At 63.1% G+C, this 22,502-nt stretch carries 23 protein-coding genes and 1 riboswitch; of the genes, 10 read left to right on the top strand and 13 right to left on the bottom strand.

Annotation, left to right across the window (positions count from 1 at the left end):
• Positions 1–672 precede the first annotated feature (672 nt).
• From Q5H89_RS07420 to Q5H89_RS07410, 3 genes are all read left to right on the top strand, one after another.
• A complete protein-coding gene (locus Q5H89_RS07420) occupies positions 673–1,446 on the top strand; it encodes a ferritin-like domain-containing protein (protein WP_305018652.1) in 774 nt (257 codons plus the stop codon).
• Between the two features lie 47 nt (positions 1,447–1,493).
• Positions 1,494–2,459 (top strand): ferritin-like domain-containing protein, encoded by a 966-nt coding sequence (locus Q5H89_RS07415; protein WP_305018651.1) that lies wholly within the window; start codon positions 1,494–1,496, stop codon positions 2,457–2,459.
• A gap of 211 nt (positions 2,460–2,670) precedes the next feature.
• Complete coding sequence (locus Q5H89_RS07410; RefSeq protein WP_305018650.1) at positions 2,671–2,880, top strand: hypothetical protein; 210 nt, start codon at positions 2,671–2,673, stop codon at positions 2,878–2,880.
• On the opposite strand, the gene queG is transcribed toward Q5H89_RS07410, so the two are convergent.
• The 4 genes from queG to Q5H89_RS07390 all read right to left on the bottom strand — a co-directional run bounded on the left by queG (position 2,877) and on the right by Q5H89_RS07390 (position 5,902).
• On the bottom strand, positions 2,877–3,827 hold the full coding sequence (gene queG / locus Q5H89_RS07405; RefSeq protein WP_305018649.1) for a tRNA epoxyqueuosine(34) reductase QueG: 951 nt from the start codon (positions 3,825–3,827) through the stop codon (positions 2,877–2,879). The genes Q5H89_RS07410 and queG overlap by 4 nt on opposite strands.
• A gap of 138 nt (positions 3,828–3,965) precedes the next feature.
• Complete coding sequence (gene ruvB / locus Q5H89_RS07400) at positions 3,966–5,018, bottom strand: Holliday junction branch migration DNA helicase RuvB (RefSeq protein ID WP_305018648.1); 1,053 nt, start codon at positions 5,016–5,018, stop codon at positions 3,966–3,968.
• A 105-nt stretch (positions 5,019–5,123) separates the two neighbouring features.
• On the bottom strand, positions 5,124–5,462 hold the full coding sequence (locus Q5H89_RS07395; RefSeq protein ID WP_305018647.1) for an HIRAN domain-containing protein: 339 nt from the start codon (positions 5,460–5,462) through the stop codon (positions 5,124–5,126).
• Between the two features lie 104 nt (positions 5,463–5,566).
• Positions 5,567–5,902, bottom strand: coding sequence for a hypothetical protein (locus Q5H89_RS07390; RefSeq protein ID WP_305018646.1), 336 nt, complete (start codon positions 5,900–5,902; stop codon positions 5,567–5,569).
• 132 nt (positions 5,903–6,034) lie between these two features.
• On the opposite strand from Q5H89_RS07390, the gene Q5H89_RS07385 reads away from it, so the two are divergent.
• Complete coding sequence (locus Q5H89_RS07385; protein ID WP_305018645.1) at positions 6,035–6,376, top strand: hypothetical protein; 342 nt, start codon at positions 6,035–6,037, stop codon at positions 6,374–6,376.
• A 220-nt stretch (positions 6,377–6,596) separates the two neighbouring features.
• Positions 6,597–6,794 carry a hypothetical protein gene (locus Q5H89_RS07380; protein ID WP_305018644.1) on the top strand — a complete coding sequence of 66 codons (198 nt, stop codon included), beginning with the start codon at positions 6,597–6,599 and terminating at the stop codon, positions 6,792–6,794.
• 387 nt (positions 6,795–7,181) lie between these two features.
• Here Q5H89_RS07380 and Q5H89_RS07375 read toward each other — a convergent pair whose 3' ends face one another.
• The 6 genes from Q5H89_RS07375 to Q5H89_RS07350 form a co-directional block, all read right to left on the bottom strand.
• Positions 7,182–7,700, bottom strand: a complete 519-nt coding sequence (locus Q5H89_RS07375; protein WP_305018643.1) for a YfbM family protein — start codon at positions 7,698–7,700, stop codon at positions 7,182–7,184.
• Positions 7,701–7,709: 9 nt separating this feature from the next.
• Positions 7,710–8,945 carry an acyl-CoA dehydrogenase family protein gene (locus tag Q5H89_RS07370; protein WP_305018642.1) on the bottom strand — a complete coding sequence of 412 codons (1,236 nt, stop codon included), beginning with the start codon at positions 8,943–8,945 and terminating at the stop codon, positions 7,710–7,712.
• Between the two features lie 96 nt (positions 8,946–9,041).
• Positions 9,042–9,863 (bottom strand): ATP-binding cassette domain-containing protein, encoded by an 822-nt coding sequence (locus Q5H89_RS07365; protein ID WP_305018641.1) that lies wholly within the window; start codon positions 9,861–9,863, stop codon positions 9,042–9,044.
• An 11-nt stretch (positions 9,864–9,874) separates the two neighbouring features.
• Entirely contained in the window at positions 9,875–10,552 is a 678-nt protein-coding gene (gene modB / locus Q5H89_RS07360; RefSeq protein WP_305018640.1) for a molybdate ABC transporter permease subunit, read from the bottom strand.
• Positions 10,553–10,705: 153 nt separating this feature from the next.
• Positions 10,706–11,470, bottom strand: coding sequence for a molybdate ABC transporter substrate-binding protein (gene modA / locus Q5H89_RS07355; RefSeq protein ID WP_305018639.1), 765 nt, complete (start codon positions 11,468–11,470; stop codon positions 10,706–10,708).
• Between the two features lie 152 nt (positions 11,471–11,622).
• A complete protein-coding gene (locus Q5H89_RS07350; protein ID WP_305018638.1) occupies positions 11,623–14,112 on the bottom strand; it encodes a TonB-dependent receptor in 2,490 nt (829 codons plus the stop codon).
• A gap of 61 nt (positions 14,113–14,173) precedes the next feature.
• Positions 14,174–14,275, bottom strand: a riboswitch (TPP riboswitch).
• A 173-nt stretch (positions 14,276–14,448) separates the two neighbouring features.
• On the opposite strand from Q5H89_RS07350, the gene Q5H89_RS07345 reads away from it, so the two are divergent.
• Complete coding sequence (locus Q5H89_RS07345) at positions 14,449–14,676, top strand: hypothetical protein (RefSeq protein WP_305018637.1); 228 nt, start codon at positions 14,449–14,451, stop codon at positions 14,674–14,676.
• 86 nt (positions 14,677–14,762) lie between these two features.
• On the top strand, positions 14,763–16,325 hold the full coding sequence (locus Q5H89_RS07340; RefSeq protein WP_305018636.1) for a DUF4139 domain-containing protein: 1,563 nt from the start codon (positions 14,763–14,765) through the stop codon (positions 16,323–16,325).
• A gap of 6 nt (positions 16,326–16,331) precedes the next feature.
• Here the strand turns inward: Q5H89_RS07340 and Q5H89_RS07335 are convergent, their stop codons facing one another.
• The 3 genes from Q5H89_RS07335 to pnuC form a co-directional block, all read right to left on the bottom strand.
• Positions 16,332–17,219: an aldose 1-epimerase family protein gene (locus Q5H89_RS07335; RefSeq protein ID WP_305018635.1), complete on the bottom strand. Its 888-nt coding sequence runs from the start codon at positions 17,217–17,219 to the stop codon at positions 16,332–16,334.
• Positions 17,220–17,284: 65 nt separating this feature from the next.
• Positions 17,285–17,800: an ATP-binding protein gene (locus tag Q5H89_RS07330; RefSeq protein WP_305018634.1), complete on the bottom strand. Its 516-nt coding sequence runs from the start codon at positions 17,798–17,800 to the stop codon at positions 17,285–17,287.
• Positions 17,801–17,812: 12 nt separating this feature from the next.
• A complete protein-coding gene (gene pnuC / locus Q5H89_RS07325) occupies positions 17,813–18,439 on the bottom strand; it encodes a nicotinamide riboside transporter PnuC (RefSeq protein WP_305018633.1) in 627 nt (208 codons plus the stop codon).
• Between the two features lie 54 nt (positions 18,440–18,493).
• Between pnuC and Q5H89_RS07320 the strand changes: the two genes are divergently transcribed.
• The 3 genes from Q5H89_RS07320 to hrpB all read left to right on the top strand — a co-directional run bounded on the left by Q5H89_RS07320 (position 18,494) and on the right by hrpB (position 22,422).
• On the top strand, positions 18,494–18,817 hold the full coding sequence (locus Q5H89_RS07320; RefSeq protein ID WP_305018632.1) for a rhodanese-like domain-containing protein: 324 nt from the start codon (positions 18,494–18,496) through the stop codon (positions 18,815–18,817).
• A gap of 137 nt (positions 18,818–18,954) precedes the next feature.
• A complete protein-coding gene (locus Q5H89_RS07315) occupies positions 18,955–19,719 on the top strand; it encodes a YqjF family protein (RefSeq protein WP_305018631.1) in 765 nt (254 codons plus the stop codon).
• Between the two features lie 9 nt (positions 19,720–19,728).
• Complete coding sequence (hrpB, locus tag Q5H89_RS07310; RefSeq protein ID WP_305018630.1) at positions 19,729–22,422, top strand: ATP-dependent helicase HrpB; 2,694 nt, start codon at positions 19,729–19,731, stop codon at positions 22,420–22,422.
• Positions 22,423–22,502 lie beyond the last annotated feature (80 nt).

Here is a 22,502-nt window from a genome sequence, read left to right as displayed (position 1 = left end):
ATTGCTAAAATCCAGCCTGCGCACGAAGTTCGTAAAGCTACCAGGTTCTTCGGCCGCGACGAACCTCGGGCGCCAGCCTGGCTGGCGCGTTTTATTAGTTCAGTAGCTTATTTATTTCTCTTCCGCTGTAGCTATTTCTAAATTTTATTTGTTGCCCAAATCTGCAAAAAGCCAGCCTTAAGGGCTGGCTTTTTGTGCGCAAAGTACCTAGCCGGCAAGGCCGCTACGCGCCTGCGCCAGGCTCGCGGCGGCTGTTTTCTGAGCCGGGTAATAGCCGGCAGCGCATAGTATTACTTGCTCCCGAACCCAGAGCGCATGCCCAGAGCACGCGCTTTTTTTTATACGGCTAGCTGAGCTTTGACTTAAAATCTGCCGGCTAGTACTCAGCCGTTTGCTTATTTTCAAGCTTCTGCCAACGCTCGCAGCGGCTTGGTTATTCGCCTGATTTTGGGGCGGGCAGCATCCGAGTTAGCACTATGCCTCGTACATGGAGCGTGGCGCCTTTACACCTGGGCTAACACTATGCGTCTACTTACCCTGGGGCCACTAACTCAGCAATATACATCATCCGGCGGGTTGCGCTAAAATAATAAAGCGCTGAGTAACCTGAACAACAGCATTAGCCGTATAGCCTCGCAACCCCGGAAATTACTTTTTCCCTTTTCCTTTTTTATGTCAACCACCCCCAACTCTGATTTGCTCTTGCAAGAGCCACGAGTAGAGCAGCCGCTCTACACGCCCATCAAGCGTCGCTCGTTTTTCATGTACGCTGGTGCCACGGCTGGCGCCACGGCCCTCGTGCTGGCCGGTTGCAGCAAAAGCGATTCGTCGCCGGGTATGGTAAGCGTGGGCAGCGGTGATGCCGGCGTGCTCAACTACGCCTACGCGCTGGAGCAGCTCGAAGCCGCTTTCTACACGCAGGTTCGCACGGGTACCTACTACACGGGTAGCACCATTACGGCCGCCGAGAAAGCTATTTTCGACGACCTCTACTACCACGAGGTTATTCACCGCGATTTCTTTAAGGCTGCCATTACCGCCGCTGGCGCTACGCCCATTCAGGCCCTGACGCCCAATTTCGGAGCCGTCAACTTCAACGACCGCACGTCGGTACTAGCTACCGCCAAAGCATTCGAAGACCTTGGGGTAGCTGCCTACAACGGTGCTGGCCAGTACATTACCTCGGCTCAATACCTCTACATCGCCGGCAAAATCGTTTCGGTAGAAGCGCGCCACGCTGCTATCATTCGTGACCTGGTTTCGGAAGGCACCTTCGTTGGCAACGACGTAGTTACGCTCACTACCGCTGGCACCAGCAGCGTAACCACCAACAATGCCCCGGCCAACTCTAGCCTCGAACGGGCTATGTCGCCGGCTGAGGTTGTGGCAATTGCCAACAATTTCCTGGCCGATGGCTCGAAACTCGACGTTTCGGCCCTCCGCTAAGCCACGCAGTTTTGGCTCCTTCCACCATCTAATTTCCGACCCTAGTCATGAATTTCTTTCAAATTATCTCCGAAATCGAGAAAGTTGACCCCGAGGTATACGACCGCCTCGATTCGCGCCGCTCGGTGTTCAAACACATGAGCGGCCTGGGCCAGAAGCTGAGCGCCGCCGCACTGCCGCTGGCAGTAGGTGCCATCTTTAATAAGGCTTATGCGCAAACCCCCAGTGGGCTGGCAGTAACCGATGTGTTGAACTTCGCGCTGAAGCTGGAATACTTGGAGTCTATTTTCTACTCGCAGCGCACCGCCTTGGTGGGCCTGAGCAGCGTTAACGCCGCTGCCCTGACGCTGATTGCCACCGACGAAAGCAACCACGTAAACTTCCTGCGCACGACCATCACCGCACTGGGTGGTATGCCCGTTACGGCTACCGCTGCCGACTTTGACTACACGGGCGGCAAGGGTACCAACGCCGGTCCGTTTGCCGACTACCGCACCAACCCGGCCACCTACCTGGCTCTTGCCCAGTCGTTTGAGGACACTGGCGTGCGTGCCTACAAAGGAGCCGCGCCGCTGGCAGTAGTAATGGCCAACAAAACTGTGCTGACGGCTGCCCTCAACATTCACTCGGTAGAGGCGCGCCATGCCTCACATTTGCGCAGCATGCGCCGGGCGGGTGTTACCAGCACCACGCCTTCGCAGGGTGTTGCCGTTTCGCCCTACAGCGCTGCACCGAAGAGCTGGATTTCGGGTACCGATGGCGGCGGGGCTTCCCCCACGTACACGGCTCCCATCTATGGTGCCGGCAACAACACCAACGCGCCGACGGGCATCACGTTCCCGGCCGAAGACAACGTTACCCAAGGTGGTGTCGCCCTGTCGGGTACTACTATCACGGCAGCTTCTTCTTTCCCCACCTCCGCTTTCTCGGAAGCCTTCGACGAAGGGTTAGACGTTGGCACGGTTACGACTATCGCCCGTGTCTTCACTACCGCTACCAGCACGCTGTTCTAGGCAAGCTCGGTACATCGTTTTCAAAGGGCAACCCATATGGGTTGCCCTTTTTTTGTGTCCTGCCCCGGGCAATGTTAATTCATATTTTTTAAAGTTGATAATCTGTGAATTGTACACCGGCCGCGAGCAGCGCGTGGCTGCAAGAAAGCTGTTTACGTATAATGCCCCCGTACTTTCTGATTGCCGTCCTTCATCCCACCCGCTACCCGCTATGTTAGACTACGTAAAAATGATTTTGCTGAAAGTCAGCTTCAGCAAAAAGCTCTTTGAGAAAGAGTTGCGCAAGGCCTTGCAGCAGATTTTACCCGAAGACCTGCTAGGCTTCAAAACGTGGTGTTACCAGCAGTTTGCACGGCTCTACCGCCGGGTGCTGAAGCGGGTGTTTATCCAGCACAGCGCCCTGCCCCGCTTAGCGGCCTAGTCTGTTAGCTGGCTCTGGCCGGTTACGAACCGAATATTACGCTTAAGCCCTTCGTAGCCAGTGCGCTTAAGGGGCGACTGCTTGAACAACGCCTGAAAAACCTCGTGGGTAATCTCTTGCCAGTCGTTGACTGATAGATTTTTCAACTCCGGATGGGGTTGAAACTGCGCTTCCTGCGTGGGCTTGGCAAAACGATTCCAGGGGCACACATCCTGGCAGATATCGCAGCCAAAAACCCAGTTACCGAACTGCCCGGCCACATTTTGCGGAATTAGCTGGTCCTTCAGCTCAATGGTAAAGTAGCTGATGCACTTGCTGCCGTCCACCACGTAGGGCTCGGTGATGGCCTGCGTGGGGCAGGCGTCGAGGCACTTGGTGCAGGTGCCACAATAGTCACGGATGGCGCCATCGTATTCCAGCTCTACGTCTACAATCAGCTCGGCGATGAAGTAAAAAGAGCCTGCGCCCGGCGTGATGAGGTTGCTATTCTTACCTACCCACCCTAGCCCACTTTTCTTCGCCCAGGCCTTATCGAGCACCGGCGCCGAGTCTACAAAGCAGCGCCCGCCCACCTCGCCGATGTTGGCCTGCATGTCGGCCAGCAGCGTTTTAAGCTTTTCCTTAATGACGAAGTGGTAGTCGCGCCCGTAGGCGTACTTGCTGATTTTCAGCGTATCATCGGGTTGCTGGTCTTCGGCCGGCGGGTAGTAGTTGAGCAGCAGGGAAATCACCGACTTGGCGCCATCCACGAGCAGGCGCGGGTCGAGGCGCTTGTCGAAGTGGTTTTCCATCCAGGCCATTTTGCCATGCATGTTCTTCTTAAGCCAGTTTTCGAGGCGCGGCGCTTCTTCTTCCAGAAACTCGGCCTTCGAAATTCCGCAGGCCATAAACCCTAACTCAGCGGCGCGGCGCTTGATGTAAGGAGTCCATTCGGCGTGCAGTAACATGGGCTAGCGGGCAATTGAACCCCAAAGAAACGAAGAACGCGCCGCTAGGGGCGGCGCGTTCCGGTAAGCGTGTTGCAGACTGGCGGAGTCCACACAGGGGGGGCGATTAGCGCACGACGCGCGAATCCGCAGTACAGCTTACGACGTTATCTCGCCGAACAAGTCGCCGTTATTGCCGCGCAAGTGGTTGGGCAGCAGGCGGCCCAGGTGTTGATAGGCCGCCTCGGTGGCCTCGCGCCCTCTAGCGGTGCGCTTGATGTAGCCTTCCTGGATGAGGAAGGGCTCGTACACTTCCTCGATGGTTTCGCCTTCCTCGCCGCAGGCCGTGGCGATGGTGCTGATACCCACCGGACCACCTTTAAACTTGTCGATAATGGTGGTGAGGATGCGCTTGTCCATGTCGTCGAGGCCGCGGGCGTCCACGTCGAGCGCGTTCAGGGCAAACTGAGCAATCTCCACCGTAATAGTGCCGTCGCCCTTAATCTGGGCAAAGTCGCGGGTGCGGCGCAGCAGGTTGTTAGCGATACGCGGGGTACCGCGCGAGCGGCGGGCAATCTCGTAGGCCGCATCTTCGTGGATGGGCGTGTGCAGAATATCGGCCGAGCGCTGCACAATGGTAGTCAGCAGCTTCGAGTCGTAATATTCGAGCCTGGCCGAGATGCCGAAGCGCGCCCGCAGCGGCGCCGTAAGCATACCCGAGCGCGTGGTGGCCCCGATGAGCGTGAAGGGCGACAGCGAAATCTGCACCGAGCGGGCGTTAGGGCCCGAGTCGAGCATGATGTCGATGCGGTAGTCTTCCATCGCCGAGTACAGATACTCTTCCACCACCGGGTTGAGGCGGTGAATCTCGTCGATAAAGAGCACGTCGTGCGGCTCCAGGTTGGTGAGCAGGCCGGCGAGGTCGCTGGGCTTGTCGAGCACCGGGCCGCTGGTCATTTTGATGCCCGCGCCCAGCTCATTGGCGATGATGTGCGAGAGCGTGGTTTTGCCTAGGCCGGGGGGGCCGTGCAGCAGCACGTGGTCGAGGGCATCGCCGCGCTGCTTGGCCGCTGCCACGAACACTTTCAGGTTTTCCAGGATTTTGTCCTGGCCCGTAAAGTCCTCGAAGCTAAGCGGGCGCAGGGCCTTGTCGATGTCCTTGTCGGTGGCATCGAAGTGTTCGTTGCCGCCGGTTAGATAGGCTTCGCGCATGGTTGATAATTGTTAGTTGCTCGTGGTCAGTTAGCCGTTAAAAACGGGCAATTGGCTAACCAAATTAGTTAGCAAAAAGCTCCCTGGCCAGCCATAAACCTGACTTTATTCGCGCGGCAGCAGCACTTCTATTTCGAGGTGCAGCCAGTCGTCTTCCCAGGCTTTGTGGGCTAGCCGGGCCGTGAGCGGGTAGCCGGCATCCAGCAGGCGGGCCACGGTTTCGTTGCGAATCTCGGGCAGGTACCCTAGCCAGATGGCAGCCTTGTCATCGGCCGCGCCCGAGTGGACTTTCACGGCCCAGTCGTCGTACTTGCTATCGGCTTCGCGCTCGAGGCGAAGCGTTTGGCCGACTTTGAGCGACTTTTCCTGCTTGGGAAGTTCGGGGCGATGGGAAGTGCCGGCAACCAGGCATTCCAGCAAAACGAGGGGCGTAGCGGGCTTCATGCGGGCAAATTACGCCCTAGCCCGCCAAACCGCCGAAAACAGTACCGTAAAAAAGCCCGCCGTGCTGAGCACGACGGGCTTTGCGCTTGCTGACCAGGGGCTAGCTAGTCTTTCAGGTCGCCGCCCGCCACGTTGCGCTCGTCGAGGCGGTCGGGGGCTTTGTTGGCGTTTTGCTCGGTGTCGAAGCCGCGCTTGGTACTGTTCTGGCCGTCGCCAGCCACGGTTTTGGCTACGCCGTTGCTGGTGCCGTCCTCGGCCTGCACGTTGGGGTCAAAGCTGCCATCGCCGCCGCGGGTGCGCAGGCGGTGGGCCAGGTCGGGGTCGGGGCCGCCCTGGCGCATGTCGTCGCCCTGCTCGCGGTAGGCTTCTTTGTCGTGCTCGCGGCGCTCGTGGCGGCGGCTTTCGGCGTTTTCGTGGTTGCTTTCGGGTTCGGTAGCCATGAGTGGAAAAGGGAAAGAGTGTCTGAATCTATACGGCAAGAGCAGGCCGACTGTTGATGCGTCTTGCTTAATAGCTTTTTCATCGCGGTTACGCTATTCTTGCATTAACACCTCTCTTCCTTCTAGCTGCTTATGAAAAAAATACTTACCGGCGGGCTGCTCTTTGCGGCGGTCGCCTGCTCGTGGGCCTTTTACCCCAAAGCCGCCGAGCCGACCCAATACCTGATGGTCATTCGTGACCTTGAGCTTACTGCCTACAGCGCCCAACCCCACCCGGCGCTCACAGTTATCGAGCCCAATGGCTCTTTTACCACCCAGGAGCTGCCGGTGATTACCACCAGCTTTCCGCGCGAAAGCATCAAGGCTACCATCGTCAAAGGCTCTACCACCGATTCTACCTCCACCCGACTGCGCCGCTTTCGCTACGCCCGCAACTACGTGTACCAGCCCTGGGCGCAAGCTCAACGAGCTTAGCGCCCAGGGCTGGGTGCTCGTCAATACCACGCAGGACGGGGCTTCTACGCGCTATTTATTGCGCAAAAACTAACCCGCGCTCAAAACCATGAAAAAGGCATTTGCGCAAGCTACCCTCCTGCTACTGGCTATTGCGAGTTGCTCATTCTATCCCAACCAGGCGCGCAGCTCCGCTTACATGCAGCTCCGGTCCTTCATCTCGGGCGGCAGAGGGTATATTATGATTGTTTCGCCGGATGGCCAAAACCTTGATATTCAGCTTAAGGAAAAGAATTCATCCCTAGCCCAAGGGAAAGTCCTCGCTGAGCTTAACCGCTTGCGCCAGAGCGGCTGGCGGGTAGTGCAAATGAGTGGCTCGGCCATGACGGGCGGCACCATTGTAGATTTATACTTATTGGAAAACACTCCCCAGCCCTAGTAGCCGGGCACCGGCTCGCAGTGCCCAAAATCATCACCAGCCGGCCCGTAGCGTCCCAACCGCCCGGCACACTAGTTCAGGCCCAGGTCGTTGACGAAACTGCTCGATAGGCTTTGAGAGCCTGCGTGTCAGGCAGCGCCTCGCGTAGCGGCGTAGCTTCGGTGGCAGCGGCCGGCAGCGGCCGGCAGCTCGCTTAGCAGCCGCGCGGCTACGGCGGCCCGCACCGCCGGGTGCTGCCCGGCCACCCCTAGCTGCTGGCCGAACCAAGAAGCCGCGTCGCCGACCGTATAGAGCCTTTCAGACACCGCAGCCGGTATTTCACAGCCGAAATATTGCTCCAGGCTATAGGCTAGCTCTACCGTATCGAGGCCCATTGCATGCAATGCTTTACACGATGGCTACTATCACCGCCTGTTGCTGGGCCACGGCGCGCTGTAAAAAGCTTTGTAGCTCTGCTAAGCTATCCTGCATCCAGTCGTCGAGTGCCTCGTCTTCCCGGTCCCAGATGCCAGGATAAATATCCAGCTTTGTCATTTCAACTGGGTTGAAGCGTCTGCTTACTTCAGCTGGGCTTAGCTGGCCCAGCGCTTGTGAGAAGGCTACCACGTGAGGCGGCAGTAAAATCCGTGCCGGGCCATACCCAACGTCATGTTCCTGTTCGTCTCCTACCTGCTCACCACCAAGTAATAAAGAATTCCAGGGCGACTCACCACCCCCGGCAGTACCAGTCAGGATATAGTGCAGGCCGTGCCAAGCCTTGTCAAGGTCGAGGTCTTCGCCCTGCGCTTCTTCGGGCAGTTCGCCTTCGCTGGCATCGTCGTAATACTGCAACACCTCATCAGGATTTTGCAATAGCTTCTGGGCATACGCCGGGCTCAACTGCCGCAGCTCGCAAGTCATTCCCATTACAGAGTTCTACTTAAACGCCTGAATACCCGTAATATCGGCGCCCGTAATGAGCAGGTGAATATCGTGCGTGCCCTCGTAGGTCACCACCGATTCCAGGTTCATCATGTGGCGCATGATGGGGTACTCGCCCGTGATGCCCATGCCGCCGTGAATCTGGCGGGCTTCGCGGGCCACGTGCAGGGCCATCTCGACCGAGTTGCGCTTAGCCATTGAGATTTGGGCGCTCGTGGCGCGGCCCTCATTTTTGAGCACCCCTAGCCGCCAGGCCAGCAGCTGGGCCTTGGTGATTTCGGTAATCATCTCGGCCAGCTTCTTCTGCTGAAGCTGGAAGCTGGCAATGGGCTTGCCGAACTGCTCGCGCTGAAGCGAGTATTTCAGGGCCGACTCGTAGCAGTCGATGGCCGCGCCGATGGCCCCCCAGGCAATGCCAAAGCGGGCCGAGTCGAGGCAGCTCAGCGGGCCTTTCAGGCCCTCCACGTTGGGCAGGATATTCTCCTTGGGAATCTTCACGTTATCAAACACCAGCTCGCCGGTGATGCTGGCGCGCAGGCTCCACTTGTTGTGGATTTCGGGCGTGGTGAAGCCTTCCATGCCACGCTCCACGAGCACGCCCTTGATGCGGCCCTGCTCGTTTTTGGCCCACACCACGGCCACCTGGCACTCGGGCGAGTTCGATATCCAGAGCTTGGCGCCGTTCAAAATGTAGTGGTCGCCGGCATCCTTAATATTGGTGGTCATGCCGCCGGGGTTCGAGCCGTGGTCGGGTTCGGTGAGGCCGAAGCACCCTAGCCATTCGCCGCTGGCCAGCTTAGGCAAAAACTTGCGGCGCTGCTCCTCCGAGCCGTAGGCGTAGATGGGAAACATCACGAGCGAGCCCTGCACCGAGGCCGTGGAGCGCATGCCGGAGTCGCCGCGCTCAATCTCCTGCATGATGAGGCCGTAGCTGATGTAGTCGAGCCCGCCGCCGCCGTATTCCTGCGGAATGGTAGGGCCGAACGCGCCCACCTCGCCAAACTTGCGCACGATTTCCGACGGGAAGTGCGCCTGCTGCGCCCATTTCTCAATATTGGGCGAAATCTCCTTTTTGACGAAGTCGCGGATGCTCTGGCGCACCAAAATATTTTCTTCGGTGAGCAGGCCGTCGAGGTCGAAGTAATCGGTAAAGCCGTTGGCGTTGGTGCTGCCTTTTTGGGCGGTGTGGGCTTTAGACTCGGGCGAGAGGACATCGGCAATGGAAGACATGGCGGGGCGGGGTGGGGTTTGGACAAATGTAGCGCGGACTTTGAGTCCGCATTTGGCCTAAAACCCCAGCTGGCGCCGAGTAGTGCGCGGCGCGGGCTACAAAGTCCGCGCTACGTCGACCGTCAGCGCAATTTCTTCCCCCACCCCAGCCAGCCCGCTTACCTCGACCTCGGCGCCACCCGGCAGCTGCACGCGCAGCCGCCCGCCCGGCAGTGCGGCCAGCACGCGGCCCACCACCCTAGCCGGGGCGGCCGCGGCCACGGGTGGCCCCACCCGGCGCACCTGGCCCAGCTCCAATTCGAGCACGCGGTCGGCGAGGCGGGTTATCTCGGCCGGGTCGTGGCTAATGAGGATGGTGGTGAGGCCAAACTGCCGGTGCACCTCGGCCAGTACCTCCTGGAGGCGCAGGCGGGTAGGCAGGTCGAGGGCGGAAAGCGGCTCGTCGAGCAGCAGCAGGCGCGGGCGGCGGGCCAGCGCCCGGGCCAGCGCCGTGCGCTGCTGCTGCCCGCCCGAGAGCACAGCGGGGCGGCGGTCGGCCAGCTCAGTCAGCTCCAGGGTTTCTAATAAGTCGTTGATAATGTGACTAGCCCTGGCCTGGCCGGTGGCAGCGAAAGCCAGGTTTTCGCGCACTGTCATATTCGGAAACAGGGCGTAATCCTGAAAAACGAACCCTAGCGCCCGCTGCTGGGGCGGCAGCCACTGGCGGCTTTCGGCACGGTACCAGATTTGGCCAGCGGCCTGAATAAAGCCGCCATCGGGCCGGTCGAGGCCGGCGAGCAGGCGCAGCAGCGTGGTTTTGCCCGCGCCGCTAGGGCCGCTGATGGCCAGCAGCTCGCCGGGCGCCAGGGCCAGGCGCACATCCAGGGTGCGCGGGCCGGCGGCGGTGTGCAGCGCTTTGAGGAGGTGAAAATCGAGCACGGGAAAGCTTGTTACGAGAGGCGGGCCGCGTCGCGCCTGGAAAACCAGTACAGCGCCACCAAAATGACAAACGCCACCCCTAGCAGCGTGAGCGCGTAGGCATTGGCCTGGGCGTAGTGCAGGCTCTGCACCTCGTCGTAGATGGCGATGGAGGCCACGCGGGTGCGGCCCGGCAGGCTGCCGCCTATCATCAGCACCACCCCAAACTCGCCCAGGGTGTGGGCAAAGGTGAGCACGAGGCCGTTGAGCAGGGCGGGCCGCATGTTGGGCAGCAGCACGCGCCACAGGGTGGTGCCGCGCGACTTGCCGAGCGTATAAGCCGCCTCGCGCAACGAGCGCGGCACCTGCTCGAAACCGGCCTGCAACGGCTGCACCATAAACGGCAGGCTATACACCAGCGACCCCACCAGGATGCCCGGAAACGTAAAATTCAAACTCACCCCCAGCTTCTCAATCAAGAACCGCCCTAGCGCGCTGCCGTCGCTGAAAGCCACCAGCAGGTAAAACCCGATAACGGTGGGCGGCAGCACCAGCGGCAGGCTCACCACAGCCTCGGCCAGCGGCTTGAAGCGGCTGCGGCCATAGGCCAGCGCGTAGGCCAGCGGCAGGCCCAGCACCAGCAGCAGCGCCGTGGTGCAGGCGGCCAGGGCCAGCGTGAGGCGCAGGGTTTGCCAGTAGTCGGGGGGCACTTTTAGGTAGCTTATTAATTATGAAACCAATACGGTTGTCATGCTGAGCTTGTCGAAGCATCTTGCTCGCATCATCGAGCTAGTAACCCTAGCGGCACGGGTAAGATGCTTCGACAAGCTCAGCATGACAACCGTACTTTTCAGCCTTTATTTTTACAACCCAAACCCGTATCTCTTAAGCGCTTGCCTAGCCACCGGGCTCGCCATAAAGGCGGCGAACTCGCGGGCTGTGGCATTGCCCTGGGCGCGCTTCAGCACCACGTAGCTCTGCTGCAAGGGCGTGTGCGCGGTGGCCGGAATGAGGTAAAACCGGCCCGCCCGGCGCAGCTCGGGGCTCAGGGCCAGCGAGTAGGCCAGCACGCCGACATCGGCGGCGCCGGTGGCGGCGTACTGGGCCGTTTGGCCGATGTTTTCGCCCAGCACGAGCTTAGGTCTTATCTGGTCGTAGAGCTTGTAGTGGCGTAGCACTTCCTCGGCTTTGCGGCCGTAGGGGGCGTGGGCGGGGTTGGCAATGGCAATGCGCTGCACCGGCGGGGCTAGCAGCGTGTTCATGCCTTTCAGGCTGGGGTCCAGCTTTTTGCTCCACAGCACGAGGCGGCCCAGGGCGTAGGGCACGGGTGTGCCGGCCGTGCGGCCCGTCTGCTGCAAGCGCCGGGGGTAGTCGCTATCGGCCGAGAAAAACAGGTCGAACGGCGCGTCGTGGCTGAGCTGCTCGTAAAACTTGCCCGACGAGCCATACACCACCGTGGCCCGCGCCTGCGGGTGCTGGCGGTTGAAAATCGTGACCAGCGAATCGAGCACGTACTTGAGGTCGGCGGCAGCAGCAATGGTAATTGGGCCAGCCTTGGGCTGCGCGGCTACGGGCGCCGGCAGGCAGGCAGCCAGCACTACCAACAGGACGGCGAAAAAATGGGTCATAAGCAACGGACGCGGCAGCGGATGCCACCGTTATATACTCAAAGATACTGCGCTGGCCAGCCCCGGGTTGCGGGCATCCAAAAGCCCGGGCGCACGCGGCGGCCGGGCTTTTGGGTGGGCCAAGGCTTTCTGGCGCCTCGCTGCGTAGGGGCTTAAAACCGCAGGTTGACCGAAGCCAGGAAGTTGCGGGTGGCCTGGGGGTAGTACCAGTTAAAATTTTCCTGCTGGCCGCTAGCCCCGAGGTAACCATAGGTGTAGCCATTGGCCGAGTACCTGTTGTTCAGCACGTTGCTGACGAGCAGCGCCAGCTCAATCTCCTTCATAAAGGCCGGGTGCAGGGCGTAGCGCAGGCGCAGGTCGAGCACCTGGTAGGCGGCGATGCTGCGGCCATTATCGGCCGAGTTGTCGAGAAACTGGCGGCTCACCGTTTTGTAGAGCGCGGCTAGGCGCAAGCCTTTCAGCGGCTGGCCCTCCAGGGTGTGGGCCGACACGGCCGCCGGCGAATACGAGATGGTGGTAGTACGGCCCTCGGCCGCCACTACGGGGTTGTAGTCGGCGTCGTAGGTCACCTCGTGGTAGTCCAGAATGCGGTTGCGGCTGAGCGTGAGCGTGCTGCTGAGGCTGATTTTGTCATCGGCCGCCACAAACCCGGTCAGCTCTACCCCGCGGCGGTAGCTGCTGGCCACGTTGGTGCGCAGGGCGGTGCCCACGTCGTTGAGCTGGCCGGTAGCCACGAGCTGGTTGCGATAGGTCATGTCGAAGTAGTTGGCTTCGATGCGCACGGCCGTGCGCGGCCCCAGAAAGCTGAGGTCGGCGCGGGTGAGGCGGTAGCCGGCCTCCAAGTCCAGCATCCGCTCGGCCTGGGCGGCGGGGTAGCCCGCCTGACGGTCGGTGAAATCGGCGCGCACCGGCTCGCGCTGGCCCACCGCCAGGCTAGCGTAGAGCTGCTGGCCGTAGCCGAGGCTAGCCGTAGCGCCCGCCTTGGGGTTAAAGAAGGTGTAGTTGGCGCGGGTCGTCACGTCGTTCTGCGCATCTTCCACGCCCTCAATCTGGTAGATGATGCGGCGCACCTGCGCATCGCCGTACAGGCCTAGCCAGGGCAGCACCTGCCAGGTGGCGCGGGCGTAGGCGTTGAAGTCGGTTTTGCGGGCAGTATTGAAGTAATAGCGCTGGCCCGGAAAGCTGGTGCTGGCGTACTGCGCCCAGATTATCTCGCCGTAGTGGTCGTTGTCGAAGCGGTTCCAGCCGCCGCCCAGCGTGGCTTGAATTTTAGCATTTTCCCGCGGCTGGTAGTTGAGGGCGAAGGTGCCGCCGTAGAAGTAGTTATCGAGCCACTTACGGTCGATGAGGTTGGTGCGCGTGAGCGTATCGCCGCCTAGCACCACGTTGGGCAGGTTGTAATCGGCAAATTTTCGGTTGGCGCGGTAGCTTTCGTAGTAGCCAAAGCCGCGCGTGAGGTGCAGCGCCGCCCCCAGGTTCCAGTTGGCCCCTAGCCCCTGCGAGAGGTGCAGCTGGTAGTGGTTTTGCTGGTAGTTGTCGGTCTGGTTGTCGTAGGTGTAGTAGCTGTAGCGGCGGCCTTCCTGCAACACGCGCGCCGCGTCGGCGGCGCTCAGCTCGCCGTTGTCGATAAAGGTTTGGAGCGAGGCACGGTTGCCGGTAATGGCCGGCTCGGGCACGCCGTTCCAGGCCTGGTAAGTTTTTTCGCGGCCCGAAAAGGTGATGAATTTGAGCAGCGTGCTCTTGTTCTGGTAGCCGGCCGAAAAATAGTACGACTTCAAATCGGAAGCTGCCTTATTCATATAGCCGTCGCTGCTGATGCGCGAGAGGCGGCCATCGAAGGTGAAGTACTTGCCCACCAGCCCGGTGCCAAACGACACGTTGTTTTTCCAGGTTTTGAAGGAGCCATAGCTGTTCTGGGTTTCGGCGTAGGCCTCGCGGCGCACGTCGAGGGTCGAGATATTGAGGCTGGCGCCGAAGGCCGCGCTGCCGTTCTGGCTCGTGCCCACGCCCCGCTGCACCTGAATGCTGTTGATGGACGACGCCAAATCGGGCAAATTCACCAGGAACGAGCCGTGCGACTCGGGGTCGTTCAGCGGCACGCCATTAATAGTGGTGTTGATGCCCGTGCTGCTTGTGCCCCGGATGCGGATGTCGGTGTAGCCCACGCCCGCCCCGGCGTCGGAGGTCACGACGACCGAGGGCGTCTGGTCGAGCAGATAGGGTAGGTCCTGGCCAAAATTGCGCTTGTTGAGGTCCTGCTTGCTGAGGTTGGTGTACACCGTGGCGGTGCGGTCGCTGGCCCGGGTGGCCGTCACGAGCGCCTCGCCGGTGAGTACGCCGCCCGGCTGCAGCTGCGCATTCAGCTGCTGGCTAGCCCCTTGGCCCTGCACTGGCTGCGCCAGCGGCTCGTAGCCCAGAAACGTGATGCGCAGCTCGTGGCGGCCCGCCGGCACGGCGGCCAGGCTGAACCCGCCCGCCGCATTGGTGACGCCGATGGCCGCGCCATCCAAAAAAATGGTGGCGCCGGGCAGCGCCTCGCCGGTGCGGGCATCGGTGATGGTGCCGGCTACGGGGCCTTGCGCCCACGCCGGGACCGCCGCCAGCGCCAGCAGCGCCGTGCCCGTAAAGAGTACAGTTTTCAAAAATCAAAAACGGCTAAGTAGAACGCACCCGCACCCCAGGGGTCGGCGCACGGGCGGAAACGTTCGCGGATTGTTTTTTCCCGACGCCAGCATTACCTGGTTCCGGTTCGATGGGTGTCATCTCAGCCGCCCGGTTTCCCGGCCAGCACCCCTAAACATGCCACAAAGATACGCCCTGGCGCGGGCCGGCCGGGGCCGGGCCGGGGGTGCTTGCGTGGTTGGTTGGCTATCAGCTATCTTAGCGTAGTGCGGCGGCCAGCAACGCAAGCCCGGTGCTTTGCGTTGGGGGTAGGCAGCCATCCACCTTTTTTGAGTAGTCGCTATCGGCCTTTCGTTATGCACCAGCTTCTCTGCGCTTTGTTTTTGCTGGCCGTGTTCACCTTCTTTTTGGTGGTGCCGAAGCGCCGCCGCGTGCCGCCCCCGCCCCCACCCTCTTCGGGCGGCGATGATGGCGGGGGCGAGCCCCACGACCCCGGCCTGCCCGATATTGACCTGCCGCCCGGCATCTCGCTTCCCATCAACGACTGGGAGCCCGACTACAACCGCCGCCCGGTAGAAGTGTAGCCCTGGCGCGCCGCCCGCCCGCCTCTTGGGCAGCCGCGCCGCCGAGTAGCTTTGCCGCGCTGGCCCTTACTGGCTAGCCCCTGGCAATGCTTTTTCGATACGCTTTTTTAGCCCCGCTGCTGCTGGCGGCTGCCCCGGCTTTTGCCCAGCCCACCCCGCGGGTGGCCGTGAAACCGCCCCTTACCCACGTCATCGCGTACCTCAACGGCACCGCCCTGGAGCACCGGGCACCCGTGGCGCTGGCCGCCGGCGTCAACCGGGTGGTAGTGAGCGGCCTCTCGCCCCGCGTAGATGCCGAAAATATGGAAGTGCAGTTGGGCGAAGGCGCCGAGCTGCTTTCGATAGAAGAAAACGATGAGCAGCTGGCCCCCGCCGCGCCCCTCAACCCCACCGCCGTTGATAGCTTGGCTAAGGCCGAAACCGAGCGCCGCACCGTCGAGGGCGAGCTGGAAGGGCTGAAGCAGGAAAAAATATTTCTCCTGGCCAACCAGACGCTGCCCGCGGGCACGCAGGCCAACTGGAGCGCCGAGGTGCAGAAGGGTGCCACCCTCATGCGCACCCGCCTGCCGGCCATTCAGCAGGAAACCAACCGCCTGGAAAACCGCCTGGCCGCCCTCCGAACCGACATTGCGCGGCTAGGGCCCCGCGCCGCCGAAACCGGCAGCGGCGACCGGCAGGTGCTGGTGGTGCGCGCCGCCCGCGCCGGCACCGTGCCCCTGACGCTGCGCTACTTTTTGAGCGCTCGCAGCGCGTGGCGGCCGGCCCTCGACATTCGGGCCAATGCCAGCGGCCGCGAGGTGCGGTTTATCACGCACGGGCTGCTCACCAACCGCACGGGCCTGGCCTGGCAGCAGGTGCCGGTGGTGCTGATGCGCTACGAGGTCGGCGATGTGGCGCGGCCGCAGCTGGTGCCCTGGGAGCTGGACTTTGACGGCGGCGACCACAACGGCGAGGGCCGCATCGACGAGTTTGTGGTGAAAGGCACCGCCAAGGGCCGCCCGGCCGCCGTCACGCAGGGCTCGCGCTACGAAGTGCCCGAGCCCATGACGCTAGCCCCCGGCCGCCGCCGCGAGCTGGCGCTGCCCGCCGTGCCGCTGCCCGCCCACCCCGAGTACCTGGCCGTGCCGCGCGTGTCGGAGCAGGTGGTGCTGCAAACCAAAGTCAGCGGCTGGGAAGGCTTGCAGCTGCCCGACCGCGCCCACGTGTTTCACGACGGTGTGTACGTGGGCACCACCGACCTGGAAGACCGGGCCTTCAACGACTCGCTCGAAGTGGCCCTGGGCCACGATGCGCAGCTGGTGGTGGGCCGGGCCAAGCTCGAAGACTTCAGCGGCAACGTGCCGCTCAGCGACAAGCGCCGCGTGCGCCTCACCTACGAGCTGAACGTGCTGAACCGCCACGCCGAAACCGTGCACCTGCGCCTGCTTGATGAGGTGCCCATCTCGGAAGAAAAGGAAATCAACGTGAAAGTGCTCGAAAGCAGCGGCGCGCAGCTCGACGAGCGCACCGGCAAGCTTACCTGGCTGCTCACGCTGCCGGCCGGCACCAGCCAGCGGCTGCGCTTTAGCTTCCAGGTCGATTACCCGAAGGATAAAACGGTGGAAATCATCAATCACCGCGTGCGCATCTCCAACCCTAAGTTTCGCTAGCCCCGGCTAGCCGCCAATCTCAATGGTGTAGCTGACATCGAACATCTGGCTCGGGGCCAGGGTCAATATTCCTTCCTTCTCGCTCAGCTCCTGCGGCTCGCCCACGGGGCTAGCCACGCCCTGCCAGGGCTCGATGCACACGAAGTTGGCGCCGGGGCCTTTGGTCCAGAGGCCGAGGTAGGGGAAGCCGTCGAACTGCATGCGCACGAAGGGGCCGGTTTTGTCGGCCTTTTGCAGCGTAATGCGGGTAAAGTCGAAGTGGTCGAATACCAGCGCATCGTCGCTGAACAGCGCGTAGCTGAGCGGCAGCGCGGCCTGCCCGGCAAGTACGGGCGCCGTTTCGCCGCTGCGCAGGCCGCCCGCCAGCAACTGACGCTTCAGCGTCACGGGGTGGTCGAAGTGGAAGGCGTAGTCCGAGAACTGCTCGCCTGCCCCGGGCAGCAGCGGGCAGTTGAAGGCCGGGTGCGCCCCGATGCTGAACAGCAAATCGCGGCCCGCCGCGGCGGGGTTGCGCACGTGCCAGCCCACAGTAAGCACGCTCCCGCGCAGCTCGTAGCGCACGCGCAGCTCAAACTCGAACGGATACTCGGGCTTGGTAGCCGCATTGGCCATAAGCTGAAAGGTGAGGCTAGTCGCGTCGTGCTCAATAACCGCAAACTCCTGGTCGCGGGCGAAGCCATGCTGCGGCAGGCTCAGCGGCTGCTCGTGGTAGAGGTAGGTGTTGTCGGGCAGCTTGCCCACTATCGGAAACAGCAGCGGCGCGTGGCGCGCCCACTGCGCGGGGTCGGCCTGCCAGAGGTACTCGCGGCCGCTGGCCAGGTCAATAAAGCTGGTAAGCTCAGCGCCGTGGGTGGCAATTTCAACGCGGGCAGTGGCGGAGGTTAGCGTAGGCATAAGAAGGTAGGATAAGCGTTTGCCGGCAGCCGGCGGATTTCAGGTCTATACGCACAAGCTACAGCTTACGCTACGCTATCCACAGCGGCCACCGCCTGCGCCAGCCGCCCGGCCGCTGGCCCGCTGATTTCTGCAAAGGGCCAGCCACGGGCCACCAGCTCGGCCCGATACAACCCATAGAAGTGCCAGCGCTGGGCCGGGTCGGGGTGCTCGCGCAGGGGGTCGGGCGTCCAGGGCAGGTCGGGGGCCAGCAACAACGTGAGGGCGTAGCGCGGGCGGGCCAACTCGGCCAGTACCCAGGCCGGGCAGGTGCCAAAGGCATTCTCGGCCCAGATTTTCACGACCAGCAAATCGGTATCGCAAAAAAACAGTTGGCTAGCCAGGCTAGCCGCCGCATCTTCGGCAGCGAGCTGGCCGCGGGCGATGGCTTCGAGGTCGGCCAGGGTATAGCTGGCGCCGTTTTCCGCCAGGTACTGGCGGGCGTACTCGGGCACGAAGGTGGTGCCGTAGTGGGCCGCCAGCTGCGCGGCCAGCGTGCTTTTGCCCGCCGATTCGGGGCCGGTGAGGGAGATGCGGCGCATAGTTCTTGCGCTTTACGCCACCTGCTGGCGGCGCATATCGCGCCGCCACTCCCAGTAGCCATAGGCGGCCAGCCCCAGGTATAAGGCATACAGCAAGCTGGTCGGATACAAGTGCTTGACCCACAGAATGGGCACGTAAATGACATCGACCAACAGCCAGAGCCACCAGTTTTCGAGGCGCTTGCGCATGAGCAAAAACTGCGCGGCGATGCTGGTGCCGGTGGTAAAGCTGTCCCAGTGCGGAAAAGTAGAGTCGGTGTGGTGGGCCAGGTAATAGCCTGAGGCCAGGGTGTAGGCCAGCACAAAGGCGGCCGTGAGCGCCCACTCGGCGGGCGTTACGTGCGTCACCGGCAGCTCGGTATCGCCCCGGCCACCGTAGCGCCAGGTGTACCAGCCATACGCGCTGAGCGCGATAAAAATACCCTGCAACCCGCTGTCGGAATACAGCCCCTGCTGGTAATAAATGACCACGTAGAGCAGGCAGCTGAAAATGGCCACCGGGAAGTTTAGCAGCGACTCGCGGGCCGCCAGCCACACGCAGGCAAAGCCCGTGAGCACGGCCGCCCACTCCAGGGCCGTGGTGGCGCGCACGGCGGCCAGGATGTCGGCCGGGAGGCTAGCGAGGGAAAACAGCAGCATACAGGAAAGGCAGAAAAGCCGCGCAAGGTAGCCGGCCGGGGTACTTTTGCCCCCATGCTGCCCGACCTTACCCCCGCCGCCCTGCACGCCCGCCTCGCCGCCGGCGAAGACATCCAGCTCATCGACGTGCGCGAGGAAATGGAATTTGACTACTGCCGCATTGCGGGCAGCGTGCTCATTCCGCTGGGCGATATTCCGCGCCGCGCCGCCGAAATCCGCACCCAGGGGCCGGTGGTGCTCATCTGCCACCACGGCGTGCGCTCGGCGCAGGCGCTGGGCTACTTGCAGCACCGGCTAGGGCGCGAAAATCTGCTTAACTTGAGGGGCGGCATCGATGCCTGGAGCCTGCAGGTAGACCCCAGCGTGCCGGTGTACTGAGGCTTATCATAAAAAAAGAAGTGTCATGCAAAGCGTAGCATCTCGCGTGGCGCAGTAATCTCTACCGCAAGCAAACGTCAACACACGAGATGCTTCGCTGCGCTCTGCATGACACTTCTTAATTTCTGACCTTTCCAATGCCCCAAGTTCCCACCCTAGCCAGCCGCCTGGCCCTGCGCGAGCGCCCCAGCGGCCGGCCGCTGATGCACCAGGAATGGGGTGACCTCCTGTTTATGCACTGGCCCATTGCGGCCGAGCTTATCCAGGCGCAACTACCCGGCCGCTTACAAGTCGATACCTACGACGGCATGGCTTGGATTGGGGTGGTGCCCTTCCGGATGTGGGATGTGCGCAGCCGCGTGACGCCACCCGTGCCCGGCGTGCGCGAGTTTTTAGAGCTGAATGTGCGTACCTACGTGCACCTCGACGGGGTGCCGGGCGTGTGGTTTTTCTCGCTCGATGCCAGCAACCCGCTGGCCGTGTGGGCGGCGCGCACGTTTTTTCACCTGCCCTATTTTCGGGCGCACCTCAAGCTGGAGCGGCCTGCGGCCGAGCGCCTGCACTACGTGGGCCACCGCGTGCACAATGGTGCGCCCGAAGGCCACTTTGCCGCCACCTGGCAGCTGGGCGAGGTTTTGCCGCCTACGGAGCCCGATTCGCTGGCCTTCTTCCTCACCGAGCGCTACGCGCTGTACGCGGCCGGCGGCATGGGGCCGGGGCATGGCGATAAGCTGTACCGGGGCCGCATTGCGCACCATCCCTGGCCGCTGCGCACTGCCGAGCTGCTGAGCTACAACTCGGACCTGGTAGAAGGCCACGGCCTGCCCACGCCCGTGGGCGAGCCGGTGCTGCACGCCGGCGGGCCGCTGAGCGTGGATTTGTGGCGCCTGGAGCGGGTGTAATTTTGGCAGGTGTCCGCTGCCTTCCGCCTTCCGCCCCTACCCGATTTACCCGTTGTAGCCGCCTTGCCCGAGCTGCTGGCGGCCCTCGCCACCAACCCGCGCGCCGTGCTGGAGGCCCCGCCCGGCGCGGGCAAAACTACCGTGGTGCCGCTAGCCCTGCTGGCCGCCGAGTGGCGCCCGGCCCACCAGAAAATCCTGGTGCTGGAGCCCCGCCAGCTGGCCACCCGCGCCGCCGCCGCCCGCCTGGCCCAGCTGCTGGGCGAGCCCGTGGGCCGCACCGTGGGCTACCGCGTGCGCCTCGACAGCCGGGTGAGCGCCGATACCCGCATCGAGGTCATTACCGAAGGCATTCTGACCCGGATGCTGCAGGATGACCCGGCTTTGGAAGACGTGGCCTGCGTGGTCTTCGATGAGTTTCACGAGCGCAGCCTGAATGCCGACCTGGGGCTAGCCCTGGCCCTCGATGCCCAGGCCGTGCTGCGCCCCGAGCTGCGCATTCTGCTGATGTCGGCCACCTTGGAGGCCCAGCGGCTGGGCCAGTGGCTGCCCGCGCCGGTGGTGAGCAGCGCGGGCTTTCTGTTTCCGGTCGAAACGCACTACCTCGACCCGCGCCGGGCCGCCGCGCTGCCCAACAAGCCTAGCGAGCGCTTGGCCGAGCTAGTACCGGGCCAGGTGCGTGAGGCCCTGGCCCGGCACGCCGGCGACGTGCTCGTGTTCCTGCCCGGCGTGGCCGATTTGCAGCGCGTGGACCGCAAGCTCGGCGACAGTCTGCCCGCCGACACCGACCTGCATTTATTGCACGGCGAATTACCGCTCGAAGCCCAGGACGCCGCCCTGCGCCCCGCCCCGGCCGGCCGGCGCAAGGTCATTCTGGCCACCAGCATTGCCGAAACCAGCCTCACCATCGAGGGCGTGCGGGTAGTGGTAGATGGCGGCTTTGCACGAGTGCCGCGCTTTGTGCCGCGCACCGGCTTCACCTCGCTCGAAACCGTGCCCGTGGCCCGCGCCGCCGCCGACCAGCGCCGGGGCCGCGCCGGCCGCCTGGCCCCCGGCACCTGCTACCGCCTCTGGACCGAGGCCGAGCACCACCTACTGCCGGCCCACCGCCCGCCCGAAATCCACACCGCCGACCTCAGCGGGCTAGTGCTGGAGCTGGCCCTGTGGGGCACCCACGACCCTGGCAGCCTGCGCTGGCTCGATGTGCCGCCAGCGCCGGCCGTGGCCCAGGCGCGCGAGCTACTAGGGCGGCTAGGGGCGTTGGAAAGCGGTGAAGGTGGTAAAAATGAGGTGGTAAAAGCTAAAATATCTGCCGAAGCATCGGCTGCATCGCCCGCTCTTACTTCTTCGCTTTTACCTTTTAACTTTTCAACAAAGCCCACCGCCCACGGCCGCCAGCTAGCCAGGCTGGGGCTGCCGCCACGCCTGGGCCACCTAGTGGTGCGCGGTACCGAGCTGGGCCACGGCCCGGCCGCCGCCGCGCTGGCTGCCCTGCTGGCCGAGCGCGACCTGCTCCGCTGGGCCACGCCCACCGACCCGCGCCCCTTGCCGCCCGACCTGCGCCTGCGCCTCGAAGCGCTGGCCAGCGGCCGGGCGCCACTACCCGGCCTGGCGCTGCACCACGCCACCTTGCAGCGCGTGCGCGATGTGGCCCGCCACCTGCAAAGCCGCCTGCCGAAAATCGCCTCTTCCACTGGCAATCAACCGCTTGCCAGTGCCCCCGTGGGCCTGCTCACCGCGCTGGCTTACCCCGACCGCCTGGCCCAGCGCGAAGCGCCCGACCGCCTGCGCCTCGTAACGGGCCAGCGCGTGAGCCTGCGCACGGAGGACGTGGACGCGCAGGCCGAGTTTTTTGCGGTGGCGTACCTGGCGGGCACGGCTACCGCGCCCCGCGCCACCCTAGCCGCGCCGCTCGGCCGCGAGGAGCTGGAAGCCGCCTTTGGCGAGCAAATTATGACTACCGAGGAAGTTCGCTTCGACCCCGCCACCCAGCGCGTAACTGGCCGCCGCGTGCGCCGCCTGGGCGCGCTGCTGCTCGAAGAAAAAGTCATCGGCCAGCCTAATGAGGAGTTGGTGGCGCAGGCGCTGCTAGGCTATTTGCAGGAGGCCGGGCTAGCCAAGCTCAACTGGACTGATGGCGCCCGGCAGCTACAGCAGCGGCTGGAGTTTGTGCGGCAGCACCTGGGGGCAGCGGCGGCCGAAAGCTGGCCGGCATTTGATGACGAGGCGCTGCTGGCCGACTTGCCGGCCTGGCTCGGGCCGCACCTAACGGGCCTCAAAAGCCTCGACCACGTGCAGCGCCTCGACCTGCTGGAGCCGCTACTGGCGCGCCTGCCCGGCGGCTGGGCCCAGCGCCAGGAGCTGGACCGGCTAGCCCCCGCCGCCCTCGAAGTGCCCAGCGGCTCGCTCATCACCCTCGACTACGCCGACCCCGCCGCGCCGGTGCTGGCCGTGAAGCTTCAGGAGCTGTTTGGCCTCACCGAAACGCCCAGCGTGGCCGGGGGCCGCGTGCCGCTGCTGCTGCACCTGCTGTCGCCGGGGGGGCGGCCGGCGCAGGTCACGCGCGACTTGCGCAGCTTTTGGGAAAAGGGCTATTTTGAGGTGCGCAAAGACTTGAAAGGCCGCTACCCCAAGCATCCCTGGCCCGACGAGCCAATGAAGCACGTACCGACGAAGCTTACCAAAAAACGCCTCGGAACGTCCTAGAACTGCCACTGGCAGCACAAGGAGTTCATTGGGCAGTACATAAAAAGTTGTGCTGGTATAAAATAAAGTGCCTTGTTGCG

Origin of the sequence: Hymenobacter cheonanensis, from assembly GCF_030581075.1 — a bacterium.
In the GTDB taxonomy this organism is placed as follows: Bacteria; Bacteroidota; Bacteroidia; order Cytophagales; family Hymenobacteraceae; genus Hymenobacter.
Note: the sequence above shows the minus strand (reverse complement) of the source record. Positions and strands in the feature narration are given on the sequence as shown.